20 protein-coding genes are annotated in these 24,301 nt (G+C 30.9%); 18 read left to right on the forward strand and 2 right to left on the reverse strand.

The genetic code is table 11. From position 1 onward, the window contains the following. Nucleotides 1-311: 311 nt before the first annotated feature. Complete coding sequence (locus ACWJKP_RS07550) at nt 312-1,847, reverse strand: transposase (protein WP_224578784.1); 1,536 nt, start codon at nt 1,845-1,847, stop codon at nt 312-314. Nucleotides 1,848-2,113: 266 nt separating this feature from the next. On the opposite strand from ACWJKP_RS07550, the gene yqfC reads away from it, so the two are divergent. From yqfC to ACWJKP_RS07610, 12 genes are all read left to right on the forward strand, one after another. Beyond that, entirely contained in the window at nt 2,114-2,398 is a 285-nt protein-coding gene (gene yqfC / locus ACWJKP_RS07555) for a sporulation protein YqfC (RefSeq protein ID WP_165414659.1), read from the forward strand. Then, entirely contained in the window at nt 2,391-3,548 is a 1,158-nt protein-coding gene (gene yqfD, locus ACWJKP_RS07560) for a sporulation protein YqfD (protein ID WP_224578991.1), read from the forward strand. Before yqfC ends, yqfD begins: the two co-directional genes overlap by 8 nt. A 78-nt stretch (nt 3,549-3,626) precedes the next feature. Further along, on the forward strand, nt 3,627-5,756 hold the full coding sequence (locus tag ACWJKP_RS07565; protein WP_165414661.1) for an HD family phosphohydrolase: 2,130 nt from the start codon (nt 3,627-3,629) through the stop codon (nt 5,754-5,756). A gap of 16 nt (nt 5,757-5,772) precedes the next feature. Further along, nucleotides 5,773-6,273: an rRNA maturation RNase YbeY gene (ybeY, locus tag ACWJKP_RS07570; protein WP_165414662.1), complete on the forward strand. Its 501-nt coding sequence runs from the start codon at nt 5,773-5,775 to the stop codon at nt 6,271-6,273. 63 nt (nt 6,274-6,336) lie between these two features. Beyond that, nucleotides 6,337-7,035, forward strand: a complete 699-nt coding sequence (locus ACWJKP_RS07575) for a diacylglycerol kinase (protein ID WP_165414663.1) — start codon at nt 6,337-6,339, stop codon at nt 7,033-7,035. Nucleotides 7,036-7,181: 146 nt separating this feature from the next. After that, on the forward strand, nt 7,182-7,580 hold the full coding sequence (locus tag ACWJKP_RS07580) for a cytidine deaminase (RefSeq protein WP_165414664.1): 399 nt from the start codon (nt 7,182-7,184) through the stop codon (nt 7,578-7,580). A 54-nt stretch (nt 7,581-7,634) separates the two neighbouring features. After that, entirely contained in the window at nt 7,635-8,516 is an 882-nt protein-coding gene (gene era / locus ACWJKP_RS07585; protein WP_165414665.1) for a GTPase Era, read from the forward strand. Next, nucleotides 8,513-9,295, forward strand: a complete 783-nt coding sequence (recO, locus tag ACWJKP_RS07590; RefSeq protein WP_165414669.1) for a DNA repair protein RecO — start codon at nt 8,513-8,515, stop codon at nt 9,293-9,295. Before era ends, recO begins: the two co-directional genes overlap by 4 nt. A 64-nt stretch (nt 9,296-9,359) precedes the next feature. Further along, nucleotides 9,360-9,965: a DUF4342 domain-containing protein gene (locus ACWJKP_RS07595; protein ID WP_165414666.1), complete on the forward strand. Its 606-nt coding sequence runs from the start codon at nt 9,360-9,362 to the stop codon at nt 9,963-9,965. Between the two features lie 404 nt (nt 9,966-10,369). Further along, the gene (ppdK, locus tag ACWJKP_RS07600) at nt 10,370-13,006 is read left to right on the forward strand and encodes a pyruvate, phosphate dikinase (protein ID WP_165414667.1); all 2,637 of its coding nucleotides are present in this window, start codon (nt 10,370-10,372) and stop codon (nt 13,004-13,006) included. A 190-nt stretch (nt 13,007-13,196) separates the two neighbouring features. Beyond that, nucleotides 13,197-14,615, forward strand: a complete 1,419-nt coding sequence (locus ACWJKP_RS07605) for an IS1182 family transposase (protein WP_462961477.1) — start codon at nt 13,197-13,199, stop codon at nt 14,613-14,615. Between the two features lie 214 nt (nt 14,616-14,829). Beyond that, on the forward strand, nt 14,830-16,248 hold the full coding sequence (locus tag ACWJKP_RS07610) for an IS1182 family transposase (RefSeq protein WP_224578821.1): 1,419 nt from the start codon (nt 14,830-14,832) through the stop codon (nt 16,246-16,248). A gap of 112 nt (nt 16,249-16,360) precedes the next feature. On the opposite strand, the gene ACWJKP_RS07615 is transcribed toward ACWJKP_RS07610, so the two are convergent. After that, complete coding sequence (locus ACWJKP_RS07615) at nt 16,361-17,425, reverse strand: CotS family spore coat protein (protein ID WP_165414738.1); 1,065 nt, start codon at nt 17,423-17,425, stop codon at nt 16,361-16,363. 181 nt (nt 17,426-17,606) lie between these two features. On the opposite strand from ACWJKP_RS07615, the gene ACWJKP_RS07620 reads away from it, so the two are divergent. The 6 genes from ACWJKP_RS07620 (at nt 17,607) to ACWJKP_RS07645 (ending at nt 24,268) form a co-directional block, all read left to right on the forward strand. Continuing rightward, the gene (locus ACWJKP_RS07620) at nt 17,607-18,635 is read left to right on the forward strand and encodes a deoxyguanosinetriphosphate triphosphohydrolase (RefSeq protein ID WP_165414739.1); all 1,029 of its coding nucleotides are present in this window, start codon (nt 17,607-17,609) and stop codon (nt 18,633-18,635) included. Nucleotides 18,636-18,864: 229 nt separating this feature from the next. After that, complete coding sequence (dnaG, locus tag ACWJKP_RS07625) at nt 18,865-20,634, forward strand: DNA primase (RefSeq protein ID WP_165414740.1); 1,770 nt, start codon at nt 18,865-18,867, stop codon at nt 20,632-20,634. A gap of 22 nt (nt 20,635-20,656) precedes the next feature. Beyond that, nucleotides 20,657-21,754, forward strand: a complete 1,098-nt coding sequence (gene rpoD, locus ACWJKP_RS07630) for an RNA polymerase sigma factor RpoD (protein ID WP_165414745.1) — start codon at nt 20,657-20,659, stop codon at nt 21,752-21,754. A gap of 119 nt (nt 21,755-21,873) precedes the next feature. Next, on the forward strand, nt 21,874-22,761 hold the full coding sequence (locus tag ACWJKP_RS07635) for a PH domain-containing protein (RefSeq protein WP_165414741.1): 888 nt from the start codon (nt 21,874-21,876) through the stop codon (nt 22,759-22,761). Nucleotides 22,762-22,772: 11 nt separating this feature from the next. Then, nucleotides 22,773-23,462, forward strand: a complete 690-nt coding sequence (locus ACWJKP_RS07640; RefSeq protein ID WP_165414742.1) for a tRNA (adenine(22)-N(1))-methyltransferase — start codon at nt 22,773-22,775, stop codon at nt 23,460-23,462. After that, nucleotides 23,453-24,268, forward strand: coding sequence for a Nif3-like dinuclear metal center hexameric protein (locus tag ACWJKP_RS07645; RefSeq protein ID WP_165414743.1), 816 nt, complete (start codon nt 23,453-23,455; stop codon nt 24,266-24,268). The genes ACWJKP_RS07640 and ACWJKP_RS07645 overlap by 10 nt, the downstream gene beginning before the upstream one ends. Nucleotides 24,269-24,301: the final 33 nt, after the last annotated feature.

Below are 24,301 nucleotides of genomic sequence, written 5' to 3' on the forward strand. Positions count from 1 at the left end.
AGTAAAATAGTAAAATAGTAAAATAGTATTTGAATAAATGAAAGACTCAGCGGTTGCTGAGTCTTTTTTTTTATTGAAAAAAATTTTAAAATTTAAAAACTGTAATTTGTTAGACTTTTTTTTCATAAATTTAATATGAAGTATAGTATAGTCGGAAAACAATAATTAACAATTTCCATATTTAAGTATTAAAAGTGCTTATTTGAATGAAAAGTTATATTTGAATTAATTACGGACATGACAAAAAGACTTTTTTATACACTATTTTAAAAAAGCCGTAGGCTGGTTATTGAATTGAAATTTATTTTAAATTACGCAGCTATATTTTTAAGAGTTGGGAAAATATCGGCAAGGGCTATTAATCTTTCTGATGCCCAAGCATCTATGAAACAGCAAAATGCACCAAGAAATACCCTTGTTATTCTACACCCAACAGAATAAATAATTGCATCTTCAGCATGAAAATTGTTATTTATTCTATCCCAACATCTTTCAGTAGTTGAACGTCTTTTATAAAGAGATTTCCATTGTTTTGAACCTCTTAATATTGGAGTGAAATACCTTGGGTTGTCTAATGTTTTAGTGTAATAAGATTTATTGCTTTTCATAGGACATTTTTCACAGTTTTCACATTGAACTGGGAATAACCATTTATGTCTATATTGTTTACTAATAATTCCCCAATTACGAAGCTGATGTCCACAAACAGTTCCGTGTGGAATAGCATTCTTATCAAGTTTAACAAATTCACTATTTGATGAAGGTTTTGAAGAACGTGAATTTAAATCAATAATAGGATTTATTCCATAATGCATGCATAAAAGATAAAAAGCATTAGCATCATAAGCAGAATCTAAGGCTACAGAATGAAATTTAATTTCAGGATATAAATCCACAAGTTCTTTAAGTGCATAAACGCCAGTAACAGCATCATGGCGTGCCGCGCTAACAAATTTAATATGGATAGGTAGGCTGTAAAAGCTATCACAGGCAGTAAATCCGTGATAGGTATGACCATAGTAATAATGTTCATTAAAGCTATCCCAACCCCAGCTAGCACTGGGGTCGGTAAACTTTCGATAACAGTCACAATGTTCTCCTGGTTTAAGTTTGCAATCACAAACTTTTTTACCGTAAGGCGAAGCCTGTGTTGGCATACAGGTTCCGTCGCCAGCAATATTTAGTTTAGAAGGATCGCCCAAAATACCCATTGATAAAGAAGGAATAACAAATAATTCTTTAAGTATGTTGTTCATTTTGGATTCGCTTCTGTCAAGGAGCTTTGAATTATCATATTTTAAGATTCTTTTAACTAAACGGTCAACTACACCAGACTTGGAGTTATTCATCTTTTGGTTTTTCTTTTGTTTTTTACGTGGTTTACGTTTAATTTTACGCAGTTTGGATTTATTAAGGATCTTATCCTTATGAATCAGCCTATCCATAAAATCATAAAAAGTACCTACACCAGGAATTCGGTCAACATGTATGCCTTCGGCTTTAGAGTCTGAATAGCAAGCGGGTATAAAGCCAGATAAAATTGAATAGAAAGGGTCTGAACGTAATGTTTTTACCCAAGATGATATACTAGTTTCTTTACAATAAGCCATGATAATAAGTGACCTGAGTAATGCTACCGCATCTTTGGGCGGAGCCCCTTGATTAGATTTAGAGTAAGTACTTTCTATTAGAGGGACAATTCCGGTTAGGTCGGTAGACCAGATTTTAGTTATTTGTGAACTACGCTCAAACAAAGTGATTTGTTGATTGGTTTGAATATAGAATTTTTCTAAAAATGTTTCAAGAAAATATTGATATTGAGAATGAGAAACCTTAACAGTTAACATAAAAACACTCCTCGCAAATGAAATAATGTAAAAAAATATACATATTTAATTTTGCGAATTTTTACTAGCTGTCAAGTCTTATTTCACAATGTTTAAGTAAAAAAGATTAAAAGTAATACGAATAGCTTAAATTTTCTAGGTTATTCGTACAATATGAGGCACCACGAATTTTTGAGGTGAAGTTGATTTTTGAGCAAAATGAATCAAGAGTTAGCAGTACCTTAAGAGTTTCCGAGAGTGCACGAAGTATTTTATGAGGTGAGTGTATGGATAATAAATTTTATAAAACGAAAGAAATTATAGCAAGTAAGTTAGAATTGCCAAGAGATATCCTGTTAGATTTACCGAAAATAACTATTTTAGCTAACAGTGAAATAAATATAGAAAACCATAAGGGTGTAGTAATCTTTGAAGAAGAAGAAATAAAAATAAATTCCAATGTGGGTCCGATTTCGATATACGGTAAAAATTTTAAAATACTATTTATAGGGGGAAACACAATAACTTTGAGTGGCAACTTTAAGTCAGTTGTGTATGAAAGTCATGAATAATTTTAAAAAATATAAAAAAGGTAATATCACAATGGAAATACAATCATTAATGCCAGAAAAATTTATAAATTTACTGTGGACAAATGGTATTCCAGTTAAGAATATAAAAAAAATAAATATAACAACTGTAGTTTTAGAAGTGAGATTAAGCGACTATGGAGAGATTAGTAAAGTGGCAAAACGGACAGACACTAGAGTTAAAATTATAGTAAGGAGCGGAGTATCATTTTTTTTAATAAAACTAAGAAGTCGATCTGCACTTCTACTCGGAGTAATCTTGTTTGGGAGCGTAATATATTATTTATCTACATTTGTATGGAATATAGAAATCAATACGGAAAATTATATAAGCCCATATGAATTGCGTCAACAAATTAAAGGATTTGGGATAAGACCAGGACTTAAAAAGAAAAATATAGATGTTTATGATATTGAAAATAAAATCACAAGAAGTAATGATGAAATAATGTGGGTAAAAGCAAGGATTGACGGTGTTAAGCTAAAAGTCGATGTAATAGAAAGACAATCACCGCCTATTATAATTAGTAACCAAACACCCTGTAATTTAGTAGCAAGCAAACATGGTATGGTAGTTAGAGTATACACTACGGAAGGTACAGCCGTTGTAGAAGCCGGGAAAATGATACAAAAGGGGGAGCTGTTAGTTAAAGGAGAGCAGGGCAAGGAGGAAAGTGTTTATCCTGTACATGCTAAGGGGGAAGTTATAGCAAAAACTTTTTACGAGGAGATTAAAGAAGTCCCATTAAACAATATATCAAAGGTTAAAACAGGAAACAGTATAAGCAATCTATATATTAAATTTGCAAATAAAAAAATTTATCTAAAAAATAACATAATTCCATATAGTAATTATGATAAAATAGAAAATAACAGTAAGTTTATAAATAAAGAAATCTACTATGAAATTGAAGAAAAAAATATACCTGCGGATGAGGGTAAGGTAGTAGAGGGGATGTATTCTAATATTTTAAAAAATTTAGATAAAAGTGTAAAGGTAATAGATAAAATTAAAGATGTAAAAAAGGAGAAAGATAAGTATCTAATAAGAGTGGTGGTAGTTGCTGAAGAAAATATTGCTTCAGAAGGAGAAATAACACCCGAAAAAGTGAGTATACCCGAAAAAAAATAATGCATCTCAAAAACATTAAATATTAAGAAAAAAATATGTTTTTATAGTTTACTCGAGAAGAAAAGGTGGGGATGGGATATGAAAAATATAAGGGAACTTATGAAGCTTAATAAAGCAAAACCATATTTGATTTTTATAGTTACGGCGATTATAATGTATTCAATTTTAGTAACAGCTTTAGTTCCAAAAAAGTATACAATAAATGTGGGAAGTATTGCAAAAGTAGATATAAAAGCTCCTAGGGAAGTTGAAAATGAAGGAGCCACAGAAATCAATAAAACAAAAGCTGTAGAGAGTGTAGGGAAAAAAACAATTAAAGTTTCAGTAAATGACAAGGCTATAGAAAATATCGGTAAATTATTTTCAGCAGTGTCCCAGTTAAACACTAGTAAATCATCCACAAATAATAGCGTAGACGCCTCTAAAAAAACATTATCGGAAAAGGAAAAAATAGATTCACTCAAAAAGAGCAACCCAATTCCTAATTTTACCGATGAAAATTATCAGACTTTAGTAAATTTAGAAATTAAAAAAGCCAAGGAATTAGAAATATTTCTTAAAGATACGATAACAACCCTTTATGATATAACAACAATAAATGAAAATAAACCTGAAGAAATTATATTGGCAAAGGGGATTATTGCTACACTTATTAATAACTCAAATTTTCCTAAGGAAATAAGAACAATAGGGATGTCTGTCGCAAATGTAGAAGTTCGTCCTAATTCGATTTATGATAAAAAAAGTACAGATGTCTTAATAGAAGAAGCAAGGAAAAATGTTAAACCTGTTATGATTAAGAAGGATCAGATCATTGTAAAAGAGGGCGAACCAATAACCTCAGAGCAAAAAACACTTTTAGAATCATTAGGGCTTCTAGATAATACTAGTAATTTTGAATGGTCATTATATACAAGTGTAGCAGCGCTTGTATGTCTAGTAATATTACTTCAATGGTTTTATTTATATAAGTATCATACGGCAATTTTTAATGATACAAAAAAATTAGTTATGATTAATCTTCTTAGCATCATAGCTATACTACTGGCTAGGACATTAGGCATAATTTCTTTGTTTGTAATTCCATTAGCTTGCGTGCCAATGCTTATGACCATTTTAATTGATGATGAAGTATCAATAGCTCTAAATATTCTTAATTGCATTCTAATTAGTGTTGCAGTTAATTTTAATTTTGAAATAACAATATTAGCTGTGCTAAATTCTATTGTTGGGGTAATGATATTAAAGAAAATGCAACAAAGAAACGATATATTATATTCAGCTATATATATTGCAATAATAAACCTTATGGTGTATCTATCTATGGGATTTTTGCTAAGCAATAGTATAATTGATGTTTTAAAAAAGGCAGGACTAGTGTATCTTGCAAGTCTTATATCTGGGGTACTTACTATAGGATTTTTGCCGTTTTTTGAAAGCTTTTTTGATATAGTGACTACAGTGAAACTTTTGGAACTATCAAACCCTAATCACCCACTACTAAAGCGGCTACTTTTGGAGGCGCCAGGAAGTTATCATCATTCTGTGCTTGTAGCTAACTTGTCAGAGGTTGCAGCAGAAGCTGTTGGAGCGAATCCGGTTCTTGCAAGGGCTGCTGCATATTATCATGATATTGGGAAGATAAAGAGACCATATTTTTTCAAAGAAAATCAATTAGGGAATGATAATCCACATGATAGAATAACTGCAAATTTGAGTACACTTATAATTATTTCTCATGTAAAGGATGGGTTAGAGCTTGCAAAAGAATTTAAAATACCTAAAGTAATTCAAGATATCATTAGGCAGCATCATGGGACGACTTTAGTTAATTATTTTTATATAACTATGAAAAACTCTAGTGACAATCCAGATGAAATTAAAGAAGAAGATTTTAGATACCAGGGACCGAGTCCTGAAAGCAAGGAAGCGGCAATTATAATGTTGTCAGATATAGTGGAAGCAGCTGTAAGATCAATTCCAAATCCTACGAAAGGTAAAGTTGAGGAAATGGTTAATAAGCTAATAAAAAGCAGACTTAATGATGGGCAACTAAATAATTGCGATTTAACTTTAAAAGATTTAGAAAAGATAAGAAAGGCATTTTTAAAAGCGCTTTCTGGAATATACCATGAGAGAATAGAGTATCCAATGGACAAATGGCAAAAAGATAAGGAACATGAAGATAAAAAGATGAGGCTAGAATAAAGGAGTAAAAATAAGTATGATTTTTATTGATAATAGGCAAAATAAGATTGAAGTTTCGAGTGAACTTGAAACTATTATAAAAGATGTCATTGAGTATACGCTTAAAGAAGAAAAACTTTTTATAGATAATGAGGTAAGTGTTATATTTATTGACAACGAAGAAATCAGAAAAATAAATCTAGAGCATAGGGGAATAGATAAAATTACAGATGTGCTATCTTTCCCTATGTTACATTATCCAGAAAATAAGGTGTTTAAAGATGTGTATGTAAATTATGAATTTGACCAAAGTGATTTATATGATGAAAGGCTAGTAATTGGGGATGTTGCATTATCCCTGGAAAAAGCGAAGCAGCAAAGTGAAGAGTTCCGTCATTCATTTACTCGCGAATGTGCGTATCTTACAGTGCATTCAATTTTACATCTGTTAGGTTATGACCACATGGAGGAAGACCCAAAAGATATTATGAGAAAAAGAGAAGAAGAAATATTGAACAATTTTAAAATATCTAGGTAGGATACACTTATGGTTAGTTTCATGTGTCTTACTGCATGAGAATATTTTTAAAGGTGGTTAAGGATGAAGGTTAAGAAATTAGTTGATAGTTTTAATTATGCTATTGAAGGAATCATATATTCCATTCGCACGCAAAGAAATATGAAGATACATATGTTAACTACAATAGTAGTGCTTACTGCCACTTTTTTTTATGATTTGTCAAAGATTGAACTTTTAATTATTACCATGACTATAACAATGGTCATAGTTGCTGAAATGATAAATACGGCAGTAGAATGTGCCATAGATGCTACAACAAATTTTTATCATCCACTAGCCAAAATTGCTAAAAATGTCGCTGCAGGCGCAGTACTAGTAACCGCTATAAATTCAGTCTTAGTTGGTTATGTGATATTTTGGGATAGAATAACTCCCTTTAATATGACAGTTATGTTAAAACTTAAAAAATCTGACCCTGACATGATTTTTTTTATGCTGGTTATAATTTGCATTGCTACAGTAATAGTTAAGGCAATTTATGGCGAAGGAACACCACTAAGAGGAGGAATGCCTAGCGGTCACAGTACCATAGCTTTTTCAGTAGCTACAGCCATAACATTATTAACGAATGAACCTTTAATTATGGTGTTATCATACTTGCTAGCTGTAATTGTTGCACAAAGTAGGGTTGATTCAGAAATTCATTCTATCTTAGAAGTGGTTTTTGGTGGTGTTTTTGGGACTTTATTAACATTGCTACTATTTAAAATTTTAGGATAATTAATTTTTTTATGTCTAATGACTAATATCCGAAATATAATTATAATATTATTGAAATACTAATATTTAGTGATATAATTGGTATACGTGATTTTTCGTGTATATGTGAAGAATAACTGTCAAATTATTTGAATAGGAGTGTACTAATGGATTATAAAAAGTTAGCTAGAATAGCAATAGATGCTAGAGTAAATGCATATGTGCCATATTCGAAATTCAAGGTAGGCGCAGCAGTTGTTACTGAAGATGGGTCAATATATACTGGATGCAATATTGAGAATGCTTCCTATGGAGCTACTAATTGTGCCGAAAGAACAGCAATTTTCAAAGCTGTATCTGAGGGGCATAAAAAAATCAAGGCTATTGCTATAGTTGGAGATATGTCAACTAATACCTATCCATGTGGTATTTGCAGACAAGTTATAGTAGAATTTGCCACAAATGATATTGATATTATATTAGTAAAAAATGAAGAAAATTATATAATTAAGACTATGGATGAAATTTTACCAGGTGCTTTTACTAAAGAAGATTTATTAAAGTAAGATAACAAATAATTAATAAATACTATTTACTAAAGATAATCAAAAGGAGGATATATGTTTAAATCGGGATACGTAACTATTATAGGACGACCTAATGTAGGAAAATCTACATTAATAAATTATATTATGGGGGAGAAATTATCAATTGTGTCTAATAGACCCCAAACTACAAGAAATAACATACAAACCATTTTAACTACTAAAGAATCTCAAATAATATTTGTAGATACTCCAGGAATGCATAAACCTAGACATAAACTAGGAGAATATATGGTTAAAGTAGCAAAGCAATCTGCTAGTGAAGTAGATGTTATATTATTTATAACTACGCCAGGAGATGAAATTGATAAAGGTGATATGCATATTCTTGAACAATTTAAAGATACTAAGATACCCGTGTTTTTATTAGTTAATAAGATTGATGAGAATACTCAAGAGAGGGTAGCTAAAACTATTCAAGGTTATTCTGAGTATTTTAATTTTAAAGAAATAATACCAATTGCGGCCATAAAAGGTAAAAATATTGATATAGTTACTAAACTTGTAGAAGAGCACATTCCAGAGGGACCTTTATATTACCCAGAAGATATGATTACAGATCAGCAAGAAAGATTCATTATTACTGAAATTATAAGAGAAAAAGCTTTGAAATTATTATCGCAAGAAGTGCCTCATGGAATAGCAGTAGAAATTATTTCTATGAAAAGAGATAAAAAAGAGATCTACAATATTGAAGTTAATCTGCTTTGCGAAAAAGATTCTCATAAGGGAATAATAATTGGAAAAGGTGGAAAAACCCTAAAACAAATTTCTACTTATGCAAGACAAGATATAATGAAATTATTAGGAGAAAACATACATCTGAGATTATGGGTAAAGGTAAAGAAGGAATGGAGAGATACTTCAAGTATATTGAAAGAGTTAGGATATAAATAGGGGATGATTTTCTGTCAATTTTAAAAACTAGGGCCATTGTTATAAAGACACAAGAGTTTAAAGAGACTGACAAGTTAGTTTGGCTTTTTACTGAAGAATTTGGAAAAATAACAGCCATAGCAAAGGGAGCCAGAAAAAATAAAAGCAGATATATATCATCGACCTTACCTTGCTGCTATGGAGAATTTGTGCTTTTTAAAGGGAAAAATTTATATACAATAAATGAAATTACAATTATAGATTCTTTTCAGCAATTATTAAGGGACCTAGATACAATTACTTATGCCTCGTATTTTAATGAATTAATTGATATAACAATGGAGAATGAAGAGGTTAATAAAGAACTTTTTATAAATTTAGTTACTGCCTTTTATTTCATAAAAAATGACGTTATGGATATAGAAGTCCTAGCCAGAACTTTTGAAATAAGAATTCTAAAGGCAACAGGTTATGCATTAAATTTTAACTACTGCGTTAAATGTAGAAAAAAAATAACCATGTCTAATAACATTGATTTAATATCTTATGGTCCAATTTGTAAAGAGTGTGAAAAATTAAATAGTATATATATTTCAAATCCTACATATAATACATTAAAATTCTTAAACAATTTTGGTATGGATAAAATTAATAGAATTATTGTTTCAAAAACATCCAAGCTCGAGTTGTATAAAATTTTATCCTTTATTATTTCCCAAAATTATACACGTAAGCCGAAGAGCTTAGAAATGTTTAATTACTTAATGACATTTCAAAAGGAAAGTCGCCCACTTTTATAAGTGGGTGAATAACAATGAATAATTGTTATTTACAACTGGATAAATTATAAGGAGGAATATTTTAATGGCAGAAATTACACTAGAGAAGATTGATATTGTTAAAGAACGAACAGGAGTTACGTACACTGATGCTAAGGAAGCTTTAGAAGAATGTGATGGTGATGTAGTTAATGCTTTGATTTATATCGAAGCAAAACAAAAAAAAACTGAAAAATTTAATATGAAAGAAATGTACACGACTAAGGATGAATTTGTAACTTGGATAAAGAATATAGCACGAAAAGGAAATGTAACAAGAATAAAAATAAAAAAAGATGAAACTGTGATTATAGATATACCTGTTAATGCTGGTATTGCAGCAGGTCTCGTTGGATTATATATGCCTTCTTTAATTGGCATAGGATTATTAACAGCAGTAATCACAAAGGTTAATATTGAGATAACTAAAGAGGACGGTTCTGTGGAGTTTATTAATACTATTATAAAAAACACAGTTGAAGATGTAAAAGGCAAAGTGAGTGATATAAGTGAAGATGTAATAGAAAAAATTAATGATACAAAAGACAGTCTTAGCAAAGGTAGCAAAGATATCAAAGATATCAATAATGAAAATGTATATCAATATACTGTAAAATTTGATGAGCAGAAAAAAGAAGAAGAAAAAGAGTAACTAATGTACTCTCTTTTCTATATTTTAAAACTTTGATCAATGCTATTTTCACTTATATAAAGCCAGCAACTTATTAGTTGCTGGCTTTATATAAGTGAAAATCTAACTATATCTTAAACAAAAAGTGATTAAATTATGATACATTTGATTGTAAAAACGTGGTATAATAGTAGGAAGGGTATGTAAAAATTTAGTATAATATCATTTTGTGGAAACGTTTTATTTCAAATATATACCATTTTAAAAAGCCTGAGTATAGTTAAATAATCTTCTGCGAATCTGTAACATTAACGAATTCATAAGGGGACTTTCCTTCCGAAATCTCGTTAATATGGTGTTGATTGTAGTTAATGGTATATTTATATACTAATTATCATATATAATTTAGAAGGAGTTGGGTTAAAATGGAAAACAGAAAATATGTATACTTATTTAGCGAAGGTAATATGTCAATGAAAAACCTTTTAGGTGGGAAAGGTGCAAATCTTGCAGATATGACAAGTCTTGGGATTCCGGTTCCACAGGGATTCACAGTAACTACAGAAGCTTGTAATAAATACTATGAAGATGGTCAATTGATTGCATCCGAGATTACTCATGAAATTCATGCTAAAATGGCTGAACTTGAAAACATTACAGGAAAGAAGTTTGGAAGTTTAGAAAATCCATTACTTGTATCAGTTAGATCTGGGGCAAGAGCATCGATGCCTGGTATGATGGATACGATCTTAAATCTTGGATTAAATGATGATACAGTAGAAGTTATGGCAAAATTAACGAATAATCCAAGATTTGCTTATGACTCTTACAGAAGGTTTATCCAAATGTTTGCTGATGTTGTTATGAATATTGAAAAAAGAAACTTTGAAAACATGATGGATAAAATGAAAGAAGAAAAAGGCGTAAAATTTGATACAGAATTAGATGCGAGTGACCTAAAAGAATTAGTTAAACAATTTAAAGAATTCTACAAAGAATATAAACGTGAAGAATTTCCAAGTGATCCTAAAAGTCAGTTAATAGAGGCTGTTTCGGCAGTATTTAGATCATGGGATAATCCTCGTGCAAATGTATATAGAAGATTAAATGATATTCCAGGAAATTGGGGAACTGCGGTAAGCGTTCAAGAAATGGTATTTGGTAACAAAGGAGAAACATCAGGAACGGGTGTTGCTTTCTCAAGAAATCCATCTACAGGAGAAAAAAGGATATATGCTGAGTACTTAATGAATGCACAAGGGGAAGACGTCGTTGCAGGGATAAGAACACCACAAGATATATCACAACTTGAAAAAGATATGCCAAAAGTATATGAAGAATTCATGGGAATTGTTAAGACTCTCGAAACTCACCACAAAGATATGCAAGATATGGAGTTTACAATCGAAGATGGAAAATTATACTTTTTACAAACAAGAAACGGTAAGAGAACGGTGCAAGCTGCACTAAAAATTGCGGTAGAACTCGTTGAAGAAGGAATGTTATCAAAGAAAGAAGCTATAATGAAGGTCGAGCCAAAACAACTAGATACATTACTCCACCCTAACTTTGATGCAAAAGAATTAAAGAAAGCTATAGTAATAGCTAAAGGCTTACCAGCATCTCCTGGAGCTGCCTGTGGAAAAGTTTACTTTACAGCTGAAGATGCAAAAATTAAACATGAAGCTGGAAATAAAGTTATCCTTGTAAGGCTTGAGACCTCACCAGAAGACATCGAAGGTATGGTTGCTGCAGAAGGTATCTTAACAGTGAGAGGTGGAATGACATCGCACGCTGCGGTTGTTGCAAGAGGAATGGGGACTTGTTGTGTTGCTGGATGCTCAGACTTAAAAGTTAATGAACAAGCTAAGAGTTTCCAAATTGGACAAACGATATATAATGAAGGCGACTTTATTTCAATGGATGGAAGTACAGGGAATGTATACGCTGGAACAATTAAAACGGTTGAGCCTGAAATAAATGGTTATTTTGAAATATTTATGGGCTGGGCTGATGAAATAAGAAGATTAAAAGTTAGAACTAATGCCGACACTCCAAGGGATGCTGCTCAAGCAGTTAAATATGGAGCTGAAGGTATAGGACTATGTAGAACAGAGCATATGTTCTTTGATACCGATAGAATAATGGTTATAAGAGAAATGATTGTTGCTAAAGATGAAGATTCAAGAAGATTAGCATTACAAAAATTATTACCAATGCAAAGAGAGGACTTTATAGGAATCTATGAAGAAGTTGAAGAAAGACCAACTACAATCAGATTTTTAGATCCACCGCTACATGAATTTTTACCGCATGCTGATGAAGATATAAAAGAATTAGCAAGAGACATGGGAATAACTTTTGCAGAGTTAAAAGCTACTGTTGAATCATTGCATGAAGTTAACCCAATGATGGGACATAGAGGATGCAGACTTGCAGTATCATATCCTGAGATAGCTGAGATGCAAACTAGAGCGGTTATTGAAGCAGCTATAGATGTTAAGACTAGAAAAGGATACAATATTGTTCCAGAAATAATGATTCCTTTAGTTGGGGAAGTTAAAGAATTAAAATATGTTAAAGAGATAGTAGTAAGGGTAGCTGATCAAATCATAGCTGAGTCAGGCATTGATTTAAAATACATGGTTGGTACAATGATTGAAATACCAAGAGCCGCACTTACAGCTGATTTAATAGCAAAAGAAGCTGATTTCTTCTCGTTTGGAACAAATGACTTAACACAAATGACTTTTGGATTTTCAAGAGATGATGCTGGAAACTTCTTAAAACATTACTATGAAAAGAAAGTTTATGAATTTGATCCATTCCAAAAATTAGATCAAACAGGAGTAGGCAAACTCGTCAAAATGGCAGCTGTTCTTGGACGAGAGGCTAATCCTGGTATAAAACTTGGGATATGTGGAGAACATGGTGGAGATCCATCTTCTGTTGAATTCTGTCATAATGTAGGACTTGATTATGTATCATGTTCACCATTTAGAGTTCCGGTTGCAAGACTTGCAGCGGCTCAAGCTGAAATAAATAATCCGAGAAAAAAATAATATTTAAATGTAATTAATCAATTAAAAGTAAAAAGCCACTGCAAAGCAGTGGCTCAGACCGTTGACAAACATAAAATGTAAAACACTCTAATTTAAAATTGGAGTGTTTTTTTCATATTCAAAAAGGATTTTAGGACATCAATGTCGAATATATATAGTATACAAACTTTATAATTCGGAGGGCATTATTATGATTAATGAAAAGAACTTCACACAACAAAAACTAGAAATGGTGTATTTAGAAGATTTAGTTCCTAAAGACCATATTCTGAGAAATATAGATAAATACATGGATTTCTCTTTTATAAGAGAACTGACTAAAAAATATTACTGCTTAGATAATGGAAGACCTGGCGTAGATCCTATTATACTTTTTAAAATGCTGTTTATTGGGTACTTATTTGGAATAAAATCTGAACGACAACTTGTAAAGGACATTGAAGTAAATGTGGCTTATAGATGGTTTCTAGGACTAAGTCTTACTGATCCTATTCCAGATCATTCAACAATTAGCCAAAATAGACGTAGACGGTTTAAAGGTACAGATGTGTTTCAAAAAATATTTGACAAAGTAGTATTTAAGGCTATAAATCTTAAGATGGTAACCGGTAAAATACTTTACACAGATTCTACACACCTAAAAGCAAATGCTAATAAGCGAAAGCTTGTGAAAATTGAAGTTGAAAAAACGCCGAAAGAATATGTAGCTGAACTTAATAAAGCAGTGGAAGAAGATAGAATAAACCATGGTAAAAAACCTTTAAAAGAAAAAGAACCTGTTACCAAAATAAAAGAAACTAAAGTTAGCACAACCGACCCCGACAGTGGATATATGATGAGAGATGGCAAGCCGGAAGGCTTCTCATATTTAGATCACAGAACTGTCGATAGCAGACATAATATAATTACTGATGTGTATGTTACTCCTGGAAACATAAATGATGTTGATCCTTATATCGATAGATTAGATGTGCAAATAAAAAAGTTTAATTTTAATACAAAATATGTTGGTGCAGATGCTGGTTATGCTACAAATCTTATATGTAAAAAACTATATGAGAGGGAATTAAAATCTGTAATGGGATACCGTAGGTCTCCACATACAAAAGGAATGTACACAAAAAATAAATTCCAATATGTTAAAGAGCAGGACATTTACGTATGCCCTGACTTAAGGGCTTTACATTATAAAACAACAACAAGAGAAGGATATAAAGAATATGTTGGTAATGCAAAATATTGCGACATATGTCCAAACAGAGCTCAATGCTTTTCTGCAAAAAGCAAGTTTAAAACTATTAGAAGACATGTTTGGGAAACGTATAAAGAAGATGTTGTAAAGTTCACCAGAACAGATAAAGGCAGAAATATATATAGAAGAAGAAAAGAAACTATAGAGCGAAGCTTCGCAGATTCAAAACAACTGCATGGGCTTCGCTATTGCCATATGCGTGGATTAGAAAATGTGCAAGAGCAGTGTCTGCTTACAGCAGCAGTGCAGAATATGAAAAAGATAGCTAGCCTGCTATCTTTAAGGTTTTTTGATTTTCTAACTAAGAACATAGTTGTTATTTTAAATTTATCCATAACTCAAAATGCTATCGCATAATTGCATGTAAAAAGCCCAGTATAATAAAAAAATTATACTGGGTTTGTAAACAACCTGAGCCACTGCAAAGCAGTGGCTCAGACCGTTGACAAACATAAAATGTAAAACACTCTAATTTAAAATTGGAGTGTTTTTTTCATATTCAAAAAGGATTTTAGGACATCAATGTCGAATATATATAGTATACAAACTTTATAATTCGGAGGGCATTATTATGATTAATGAAAAGAACTTCACACAACAAAAACTAGAAATGGTGTATTTAGAAGATTTAGTTCCTAAAGACCATATTCTGAGAAATATAGATAAATACATGGATTTCTCTTTTATAAGAGAACTGACTAAAAAATATTACTGCTTAGATAATGGAAGACCTGGCGTAGATCCTATTATACTTTTTAAAATGCTGTTTATTGGGTACTTATTTGGAATAAAATCTGAACGACAACTTGTAAAGGACATTGAAGTAAATGTGGCTTATAGATGGTTTCTAGGACTAAGTCTTACTGATCCTATTCCAGATCATTCAACAATTAGCCAAAATAGACGTAGACGGTTTAAAGGTACAGATGTGTTTCAAAAAATATTTGACAAAGTAGTATTTAAGGCTATAAATCTTAAGATGGTAACCGGTAAAATACTTTACACAGATTCTACACACCTAAAAGCAAATGCTAATAAGCGAAAGCTTGTGAAAATTGAAGTTGAAAAAACGCCGAAAGAATATATAGCTGAACTTAATAAAGCAGTAGAAGAAGATAGAATAAACCATGGTAAAAAACCTTTAAAAGAAAAAGAACCTGTTACCAAAATAAAAGAAACTAAAGTTAGCACAACCGACCCTGACAGTGGATATATGATGAGAGATGGCAAGCCGGAAGGCTTCTCATATTTAGATCACAGAACTGTCGATAGCAGACATAATATAATTACTGATGTGTATGTTACTCCTGGAAACATAAATGATGTTGATCCTTATATCGATAGATTAGATGTGCAAATAAAAAAGTTTAATTTTAATACAAAATATGTTGGTGCAGATGCTGGTTATGCTACAAATCTTATATGTAAAAAACTATATGAGAGGGAATTAAAATCTGTAATGGGATACCGTAGGTCTCCACATACAAAAGGAATGTACACAAAAAATAAATTCCAATATGTTAAAGAGCAGGACATTTACGTATGCCCTGACTTAAGGGCTTTACATTATAAAACAACAACAAGAGAAGGATATAAAGAATATGTTGGTAATGCAAAATATTGCGACATATGTCCAAACAGAGCTCAATGCTTTTCTGCAAAAAGCAAGTTTAAAACTATTAGAAGACATGTTTGGGAAACGTATAAAGAAGATGTTGTAAAGTTCACCAGAACAGATAAAGGCAGAAATATATATAGAAGAAGAAAAGAAACTATAGAGCGAAGCTTCGCAGATTCAAAACAACTGCATGGGCTTCGCTATTGCCATATGCGTGGATTAGAAAATGTGCAAGAGCAGTGTCTGCTTACAGCAGCAGTGCAGAATATGAAAAAGATAGCTAGCCTGCTATCTTTACTGTTTTTTGATTTTCTAACTAAGAAGATAGTTGTTATTTTAAATTTATCCATAACTCAAAATGCTATCGCATAATTGCATGTAAAAAGCCCAGTATAATAAAAAAATTATACTGGGTTTGTAAACAACCTGAGCCACTGCAAAGCAGTGGCTTTTTACTTTTAACAGAATTTAAATATCAAATTTATTATGTTATTTTAAATTTATTTTTAATATACGTTTTAAACTTTTCAACAAAATCTAATTGATATTCATTATTGTTAGTTGCGTTATCTAGCAGGCGTAAGAAGGCTTTTTTATTACACTTGTTAATATTACCATAATAATCTCTTGATATTTTCCAATATCTTTGTGGGAATGCCAAATAAACAAAAATATATTTGTAATCATCCAAGGTTAAAGGTAGGATTTTATCATATAATTCTAAAAAATTTATTGCTAGCTCTAAATCCCATTTTGTACTATCTCTTTTCAGTAAGCGCCTTAAACAATAGGAAATATCATGGGCGCAAAAGTCATTTCTACATTTATCAAAATCAATTACCCATATTTCATTATTAGTATCAAATATAATATTTTTATTAACATAGTCAAGGTGGCATAATGATTTTGTAAGATTATTGGGGTTGATATCATAAGCAATGTTTGCAGAATATTTAGCTAGCTTACTACTTATTTCAAAATGATTAAGATATAGATTTGAAAAGGCATCATTATATTTATAAGCCAAATTAGAGGAATTAAGAAGGCCTTCATAGTGTTTATATATGGAAGGGCTCAAAGGGCTAAAGTCCTCTTTTATGGAACTTCCATATATAGGCATAAAGTTAATGCTGACTTTATGCATATTTGCAAGATTGGTACTACATAATAGAATATGATTAATATTATCATAATCACATTTTATACCATTAATCCAGGGGGTGAGTATAAATAACATATTATTATAGTTTACAAATCTGTTATTTGTGTTTGTGGGAAGGATGCGAGGTACATGGATATTATTTCTGTATAACCACTCTATAGCTGAGTATACAAATAATAAATCGTTTATAGAATAATAAACTTTTTTTAAACAATAGCATTTATTAAAGTCTTGAACTTTATATACAGCCCTTTGTTTATCTGTATCTTTAAATTTGATTTGCGTGATATCAGCATTAGTTAAGTTATATTGAGGCAGAATGTGTCTTTTTACATTTTCGGCAGACAATAAATTTATGTTATTAAAGTTTTTAGCCGTAGATGGCATCTTAACACTCCTAAAAAATTATTACATTATTAGGATATTAATAAAACTTTAATATTATACATTTAACATTAAAAAAGGGAAATTAATTTAATTCGTAGAATACTAACTAAGGCGTCTTTAAAAAATAATAAGTATACTTATCAGCCGTTTTTAGAAGATGCCTAAATTTAGGAGGAAAACCATGGATATTCGCAAAAAAATAGAAACTAATGAAGGTAATAGCATTATACGATATGGGGCGTTATCTCTAAACTCAAAAGGACGGAAAGTATTAGAGGATAAGGATGAGGTAAGAACCTGTTATATGGTGGATAGAGATAGGATAATACATAGTAAATCATTTAGAAGATTGAAGCATAAAACCCAAGTATACATAAAGACTAGTAGTGATCACTATAGAACAAGATTAACACATACCTTAGAAGTTGCACAGATAGCTAAAACTATAGGGAGAGGCATAGGCTTAAATGAAGATTTAATAGAAGCTATAGCAATGGGTCATGATATAGGGCACGTACCTTTTGCTCATAATGGTGAAGAGGTGCTTAATGATATTTTGCCACAAGGATTTAGGCACAATGAAAATAGCATTAGAGTTTTAACAAAAATTGAAAAATTAGGTGCTGGGCTTAATTTGAGCGCGGAAGTACTAGATGGAATTCTCAATCATAGTGGGTTTTCTTCTAAAATTGGAAAGGCTTCAACACTTGAAGGTCAGGTTGTTAGGTATAGTGACAAGATTGCATACGTAAATCATGATATAGACGATTCTATAAGAGCAGGATTGTTAACTGAAGCAATGCTACCTCCAGGTGCTATTGAAGTATTAGGGGCAAATCATGGCAAGCGGATAGATACTTTAGTTAAAGACTGTATTTATAACACTATAAATAACTTAGATATAGGGGATATAGATGTATCACTTAGTGAAGGTGTTGGAAGTGCATTGGGTGATTTAAGAAATTTTATGTTTGAAAATATATACAAAGGTGAAATCTTAAAGGCAGAAAGACAAAAATCACAATTTGTGGTAACACATGTATTTAAACATTACTATAATAATCCACTGGCTATGCCGGACTTTTATAAAAGCATAGTTAAGTATGAAGGTCTACATACAGGGGTAGCAGATTATATTTCTGGTATGAGTGATGACTATTGTTTAATGCTTTTTAATGATTTATATGTGCCTAGGGTTGTTATTTATTAAATTACGATAGAAACAAATATTGGGTTTGGAAAACATATTAATATAAAATTTATAAATAAAAAATAAAAAATAAAAAATACAAATATTGAAGGAAATTTGTGTTTTATAAAGAATATAGTATAAGCAAACATAATTTTTTTTAAAAAAAATGATTTTAAAGAAGGATAATACACTTTTTTGTCGAATAAAATTATATTGTAACTTATATAAGTAAGGTGGTAATAATCTATTGATTGCTGAAGATGTTATCCGAAAAATTAAGGAACAAAATGATATTGTGGATGTAATATCTGAAAGAGTTAAACTTAAGAAAGCGGGGCGAAATTATATTGGTCTTTGTCCTTTTCATAATGAGAAGAGTCCTTCTTTCACAGTGTCTGAGGAAAAGCAAATTTATAAATGCTTTGGATGTGGTGAAGCTGGGAATGTAATCAGTTATATTATGAAGGATAGGAATGTAAATTTTCCTGAAGCAGCAAGGGTACTCGCTGAGAGAGCTAACATTAGTATAGAAATGGACAATGAGGAAAATAATGTTCAAAAAGACATGTATAAAAAAATGTACAACATTAATGTAGCAGCGGCTAGGTATTTTTATGACAATTTAAGAAAGGACAAGAAGGCTGAAACATATTTATTAAACCGAGGCATTACGGAAGTTACTATGAAAAAATTTGGTTTAGGGTTTTCGTTTGATAAATGGGATGGATTGTTATTATACCTGAAAAGGAAAGGCTACTCCGAATTAGATTTACTTAGTATAGGATTAATTATTAAAAGTTCTAAAAATTCCTATTACGATAGGTTTAGAAATAGAATAATGTTTCCTGTGTTTGATTATAAAGGCAGCGTCATCGGATTTGGAGGAAGGGTTTTAGATGATTCAAAACCTAAATATTTAAATTCACCTGAGACACCATTATTTCATAAGGGGCTACACCTTTATGGATTGAATTTTGTAATAAAAAATAATAGGTCTCGAACAATAATAATTGTAGAGGGATATATGGATTGTATTTCACTTCATCAATATGGGTTTTCAAATGCAGTTGCGTCCCTTGGGACGGCACTTACTATTAATCAAGCAAAATTATTGAAAAAACATGTAGACAAAGTTATTATTTCATATGATGCTGATGTAGCAGGCCAAGCAGCAACATTAAGGGGACTTGAGATATTAAGGACTGAAGGTTTTGATTTAAGGGTGCTGATAGTTCCAAAGGATAAGGATCCTGATGAATATATAAAAAACAACGGAAAGCAGGCTTTTCAGAAATTAGTGGATGATGCTCTCCCCTTAATATATTATAGGATTAAAAGAGCAGGTGACGGAATAAATTTTTCAAATAGTGAAATGATAATACAATATGTGAAAAAGGTTACTGAAATTATTGCAGATTTAGATCCTGTCGAAAAAGATGTTTATATAAAAAAGGTTTCTGAGGAAACAGGCATCAAAGAACAGGCAATATATGACCTACTAAGTGACGAAATCAACAAAAATGCAAAAAAAACCAAAAAAATGAATATGCAACAAGATTTTGGACAAAAATTATACTTAGAGCCAGCTTATATTAAGGCTGAAAGAAATTTGTTGAAATTTATGTTTATAAATGAAGAAAATTGTAATTATATCACAGAAAACTTGGACCTAGAACAATTGGTACTTCAAAGTCATAAAAGTATATATACATTAATTGTTAAATATAAAAACTTAACAAAAGATGAAAAAACTAAAAAAATTGAATTTATATGTAATGATATAGAATGTACAAAAGAGTGGATAAATACTATGGAAATTGAATTTTCAGGAGATGAAGAGGATCATAAAAAACTTATAAATGACTGCATTAAAGAACTTAAAAAATTCAAGTTAGAGGAGTCGAAAAAAGAAATTATGAATAAAATCAAACAATATGAATCAAAAGGTTTGTTAGAAGAATCTATACAATTAGCTCAAAAACTTATAGAAATGCAAAAAGATCTAAAACAATTATAGTAATTTGAAAGGAGGTAATATGATGAAGGATAAAAGTTCGAAAATGACTATAGTCAAAAAACTTATGGAAAAAGGGAAGAAAAAAGGATCTTTAACTTATAAAGAAATAATGGAAGAACTTTATGAAATAGATTTAAGTCCAGAACAAATAGAAAAGGTTTATGAAGTTTTAGAATCAATGGAGATAGAGGTTATTGGGGATATGCATCAAGCTGCTGCACCTGCGACTGGAGCTCAAGCTGAAACTGAACCAGAAACTGAAGAACTGGATGTTAGCATACCAGAAGGCGTATCTATAGACGACCCTGTTAGGATGTATTTAAAAGAAATTGGAAAAGTTGCTTTATTATCATCAAGTGAGGAAATTGATCTTGCTAAAAGAAACGAAGAAGGAGATCTAGCTGCTAAGAAAAAACTAGCAGAGGCTAATTTAAGACTCGTAGTAAGTATAGCTAAAAGATATGTTGGTCGCGGAATGCTATTTTTAGATCTTATTCAAGAAGGTAATTTAGGACTAATAAAAGCCGTAGAAAAATATGATTATAGAAAGGGCTTTAAATTTAGTACTTATGCTACATGGTGGATTAGACAGGCAATAACTAGAGCAATAGCCGACCAAGCAAGAACTATAAGGATACCTGTACATATGGTTGAAACTATAAATAAGCTTATTAGAGTTTCAAGGCAATTGCTACAAGAACTCGGACGTGAACCCCAACCAGATGAAGTTGCTGAAAAAATGGAAATGCCTGTAGCAAAAGTTAGAGAAATTATGAAAATCGCACAAGAGCCAGTATCGCTAGAGACTCCTATAGGTGAAGAAGAAGATAGTCATTTAGGCGATTTTATTCCTGACGATGATGCTCTTGCACCAGCGGAAGCTGCTGCATTTACAATGTTAAAAGAGCAATTAATCAACGTTTTAGATACTTTGACTCCTAGAGAAGAAAAGGTTTTAAGATTAAGATTTGGACTAGATGATGGAAGGGCAAGGACCCTCGAGGAAGTTGGAAAAGAGTTTAATGTAACTCGTGAAAGAATTAGACAAATTGAAGCAAAGGCTTTACGTAAATTAAGGCACCCAAGTAGAAGTAAAAAACTAAAAGATTACTTAGATTAGAACAGTATACTTAAGAAAACACCTTATTTAAGGTGTTTTTTCTACTCCATGTAGAATCATGTATGAATATTTACAAGGTCGGTTTAAATATGCTATAATATGCTTTAGAAGGTGATTAAATGGGAAAGTACATATCAAAGAGGGGACGCGGTTTAGGGTTTATTTTGCTCACGACTGCATTATATAATATATTAATATTAATAGTGCTCAGGTTTACTAATTCATACATTGTAGTTAGTTTATTAAAGGTCTTATTAGTGTCTTGTAATATATATCAAGTATATTACATCTTGCTTTATGCATCACTTAAATGTACTATTGATGACGAAAATCTTAAAATTTATGCTGTTGGATCATTAAAAAAAATAATTATACCATTAAATGAAATTGGAGGATACACTATCTCAACTGGTACAATTGAGGGAGTTAAGCTTAATGGTATAGCTACGAATAATTTTGCAATGGGTAGATTTGTAATTGAAAAAATAGGAATGTGTAGAATGTTTGTTACAAATAATAAAAATGTTTTTTACATAAAAACTAAAAACATGAATTATGCAGTTTCGCCTCTAGATTATAAAAAATTTGAGGAAACTTTAATACATCATGATATACATGTGGTAGAGTGGAAATATAAAGTAAATAATAGCTATAATCTTCATAAAGACAAGCACTTCATTTTACCTTTAATGGGTGTAAGTATAATAATAATAATATTAACCTTAAATCCACTTATACTATATTTGAAACGTAATATACCTAATATTATGCCCTTAAACTTTGATGCGAATTTTAATCCAATACAAATGGGGACAGGCAAACAATTTGCATTTACTCAGATGATTTACGGGGTATTAAATATGGCGTTGCTTTTTTGTATGTATTATGCAAGTTATTTTTGCGCAAAACATGATAGGAAATCAGCATATAAATATATTTATATGGCACTAATTGTGGCAATGATATTTTTAATATTGCAGTTTAAAATATTAATAAATTTTAGATAAGGATGAGAGATATGGAGCTTAGTATAAGATTAAAATGGATTGCAAGTATGATAGAAGAATGTGATAGTGTTATCGACGTAGGCACGGATCATGGGTATGTTCCTATTAATTTAGTGAAAAATGGTGTAATAAAAAAAGCTATTGCCTCTGATATAAATAAAGGGCCTGTTGAGAAGGCCAAAAATAATATTATTCACAATAATATGTGTGGTCAAATTACTTGTAGACTGGGAAGTGGACTATCTACAGTTGAAAAGGGAGAAGTCCAGGTAGCTATTATTGCAGGAATGGGTGGTAATTTAATAAGAGACATTTTAGAAGCTGACTTAGATGTTGTTAAACAATTTAAATATATGATACTTCAGCCAGTTCAAAATGCTGAGGTTTTGAGAGGATATTTATATGTCGCTGGATATGATATCCTTGATGAAGAAATTTGCAATGATGATGGTAGATTTTATGAAATTATCAAGGCAAGGTATAATACTAAACCAGTAGAAGTAGACAGTATATATTACGAGATAAGTAAAATATTATTAGATAAAAAACAATTAGTAATGCAAAAATTTATAGAATATAAGTTGCAAAAATATTCAAAAATATATGATACTTTAAATGAAGATACAATTTTATCTGAAAATAGGAAAAAACAACTTTATCTTGTTATAATACGGCTTAAGGAGTTTTTGAAATGCTTTTAAAAGTAAGTACTATTGAGCATATTATGCAGCAGGTTGCTCCACATATACTAAAAGAGGATTATGATAATGTAGGATTAATGGTTGGGGACAAAGATGCGCAGGTTACAAAAATTTTAATTGCATTAGATTGTACAATGGACGTGATTCGCGAGGCAAAGAATAAGGGGTGCAATTTTATATTGACTCATCATCCTCTTCTTTTTGTTAAACCCAAAACTATTACCACAGACACTTTAGTAGGAAAAAAAATTATTGAGCTAATTGTGAATGGTATAAATGTATATGCTAGTCATACAAATTTAGATTCAGTTAAAGGTGGACTTAATGATATTGTCACAGAAATTTTAGGGTTTACTAATTATAAGGTAATAGAGAATTCAACAATTCAAGGGTATAATAATGGTGATAATGGTATTGGAAGGCTAGTGATTCTAGATACCCCAATTTTATTAATGTCCTTATGTGAAAAGGTTAAAGAACTTTTAAATACTGAGTATATTAGGTATGCAGGCGACCATAATAAAGTAATAAAAACCATTGCAATTATAAATGGCAGTGGAGAAGACTTTTTTGAGGAGAGCATAAAATTGGGTGCAGATTGCATTATTACAGGAGATACTAAATACCATCATGTTAGTAATTTATTAGAAGAAAACATAGCGCTGATTGATGCTGGGCATTTTGCAACTGAGTGGACACCACTCATAATATTTGCAGAAAAGTTCAAAAAGCAACTGATAGAAAATGGATATGACAATGAGGTTATAATTTCTAAAAATACACATGATCCATATAAAGTTAAGTAATAATAAAATACTATTTGCTTTTATTTTAATAGT

This window comes from Clostridium sp. CM037 (assembly GCF_055081095.1).

Excerpts from the sequence above, each read along its gene's own strand:
- ACWJKP_RS07550 (WP_224578784.1), bottom strand. The coding sequence starts at position 1,847 with ATGTTAACTGTTAAGGTTTCTCATTCTCAATATCAATATTTTCTTGAA.
- ACWJKP_RS07635 (WP_165414741.1), top strand. The coding sequence starts at position 21,874 with ATGGGAAAGTACATATCAAAGAGGGGACGCGGTTTAGGGTTTATTTTG.
- ACWJKP_RS07595 (WP_165414666.1), top strand. The coding sequence starts at position 9,360 with ATGGCAGAAATTACACTAGAGAAGATTGATATTGTTAAAGAACGAACA.
- yqfD (WP_224578991.1), top strand. The coding sequence starts at position 2,391 with ATGAATAATTTTAAAAAATATAAAAAAGGTAATATCACAATGGAAATA.
- ACWJKP_RS07580 (WP_165414664.1), top strand. The coding sequence starts at position 7,182 with ATGGATTATAAAAAGTTAGCTAGAATAGCAATAGATGCTAGAGTAAAT.
- ACWJKP_RS07640 (WP_165414742.1), top strand. The coding sequence starts at position 22,773 with ATGGAGCTTAGTATAAGATTAAAATGGATTGCAAGTATGATAGAAGAA.
- ACWJKP_RS07645 (WP_165414743.1), top strand. The coding sequence starts at position 23,453 with ATGCTTTTAAAAGTAAGTACTATTGAGCATATTATGCAGCAGGTTGCT.
- era (WP_165414665.1), top strand. The coding sequence starts at position 7,635 with ATGTTTAAATCGGGATACGTAACTATTATAGGACGACCTAATGTAGGA.
- ACWJKP_RS07615 (WP_165414738.1), bottom strand. The coding sequence starts at position 17,425 with ATGCCATCTACGGCTAAAAACTTTAATAACATAAATTTATTGTCTGCC.
- rpoD (WP_165414745.1), top strand. The coding sequence starts at position 20,657 with ATGAAGGATAAAAGTTCGAAAATGACTATAGTCAAAAAACTTATGGAA.
- ACWJKP_RS07575 (WP_165414663.1), top strand. The coding sequence starts at position 6,337 with ATGAAGGTTAAGAAATTAGTTGATAGTTTTAATTATGCTATTGAAGGA.
- ACWJKP_RS07605 (WP_462961477.1), top strand. The coding sequence starts at position 13,197 with ATGATTAATGAAAAGAACTTCACACAACAAAAACTAGAAATGGTGTAT.
- ACWJKP_RS07610 (WP_224578821.1), top strand. The coding sequence starts at position 14,830 with ATGATTAATGAAAAGAACTTCACACAACAAAAACTAGAAATGGTGTAT.
- yqfC (WP_165414659.1), top strand. The coding sequence starts at position 2,114 with ATGGATAATAAATTTTATAAAACGAAAGAAATTATAGCAAGTAAGTTA.
- ppdK (WP_165414667.1), top strand. The coding sequence starts at position 10,370 with ATGGAAAACAGAAAATATGTATACTTATTTAGCGAAGGTAATATGTCA.
- ybeY (WP_165414662.1), top strand. The coding sequence starts at position 5,773 with ATGATTTTTATTGATAATAGGCAAAATAAGATTGAAGTTTCGAGTGAA.
- ACWJKP_RS07565 (WP_165414661.1), top strand. The coding sequence starts at position 3,627 with ATGAAAAATATAAGGGAACTTATGAAGCTTAATAAAGCAAAACCATAT.
- ACWJKP_RS07620 (WP_165414739.1), top strand. The coding sequence starts at position 17,607 with ATGGATATTCGCAAAAAAATAGAAACTAATGAAGGTAATAGCATTATA.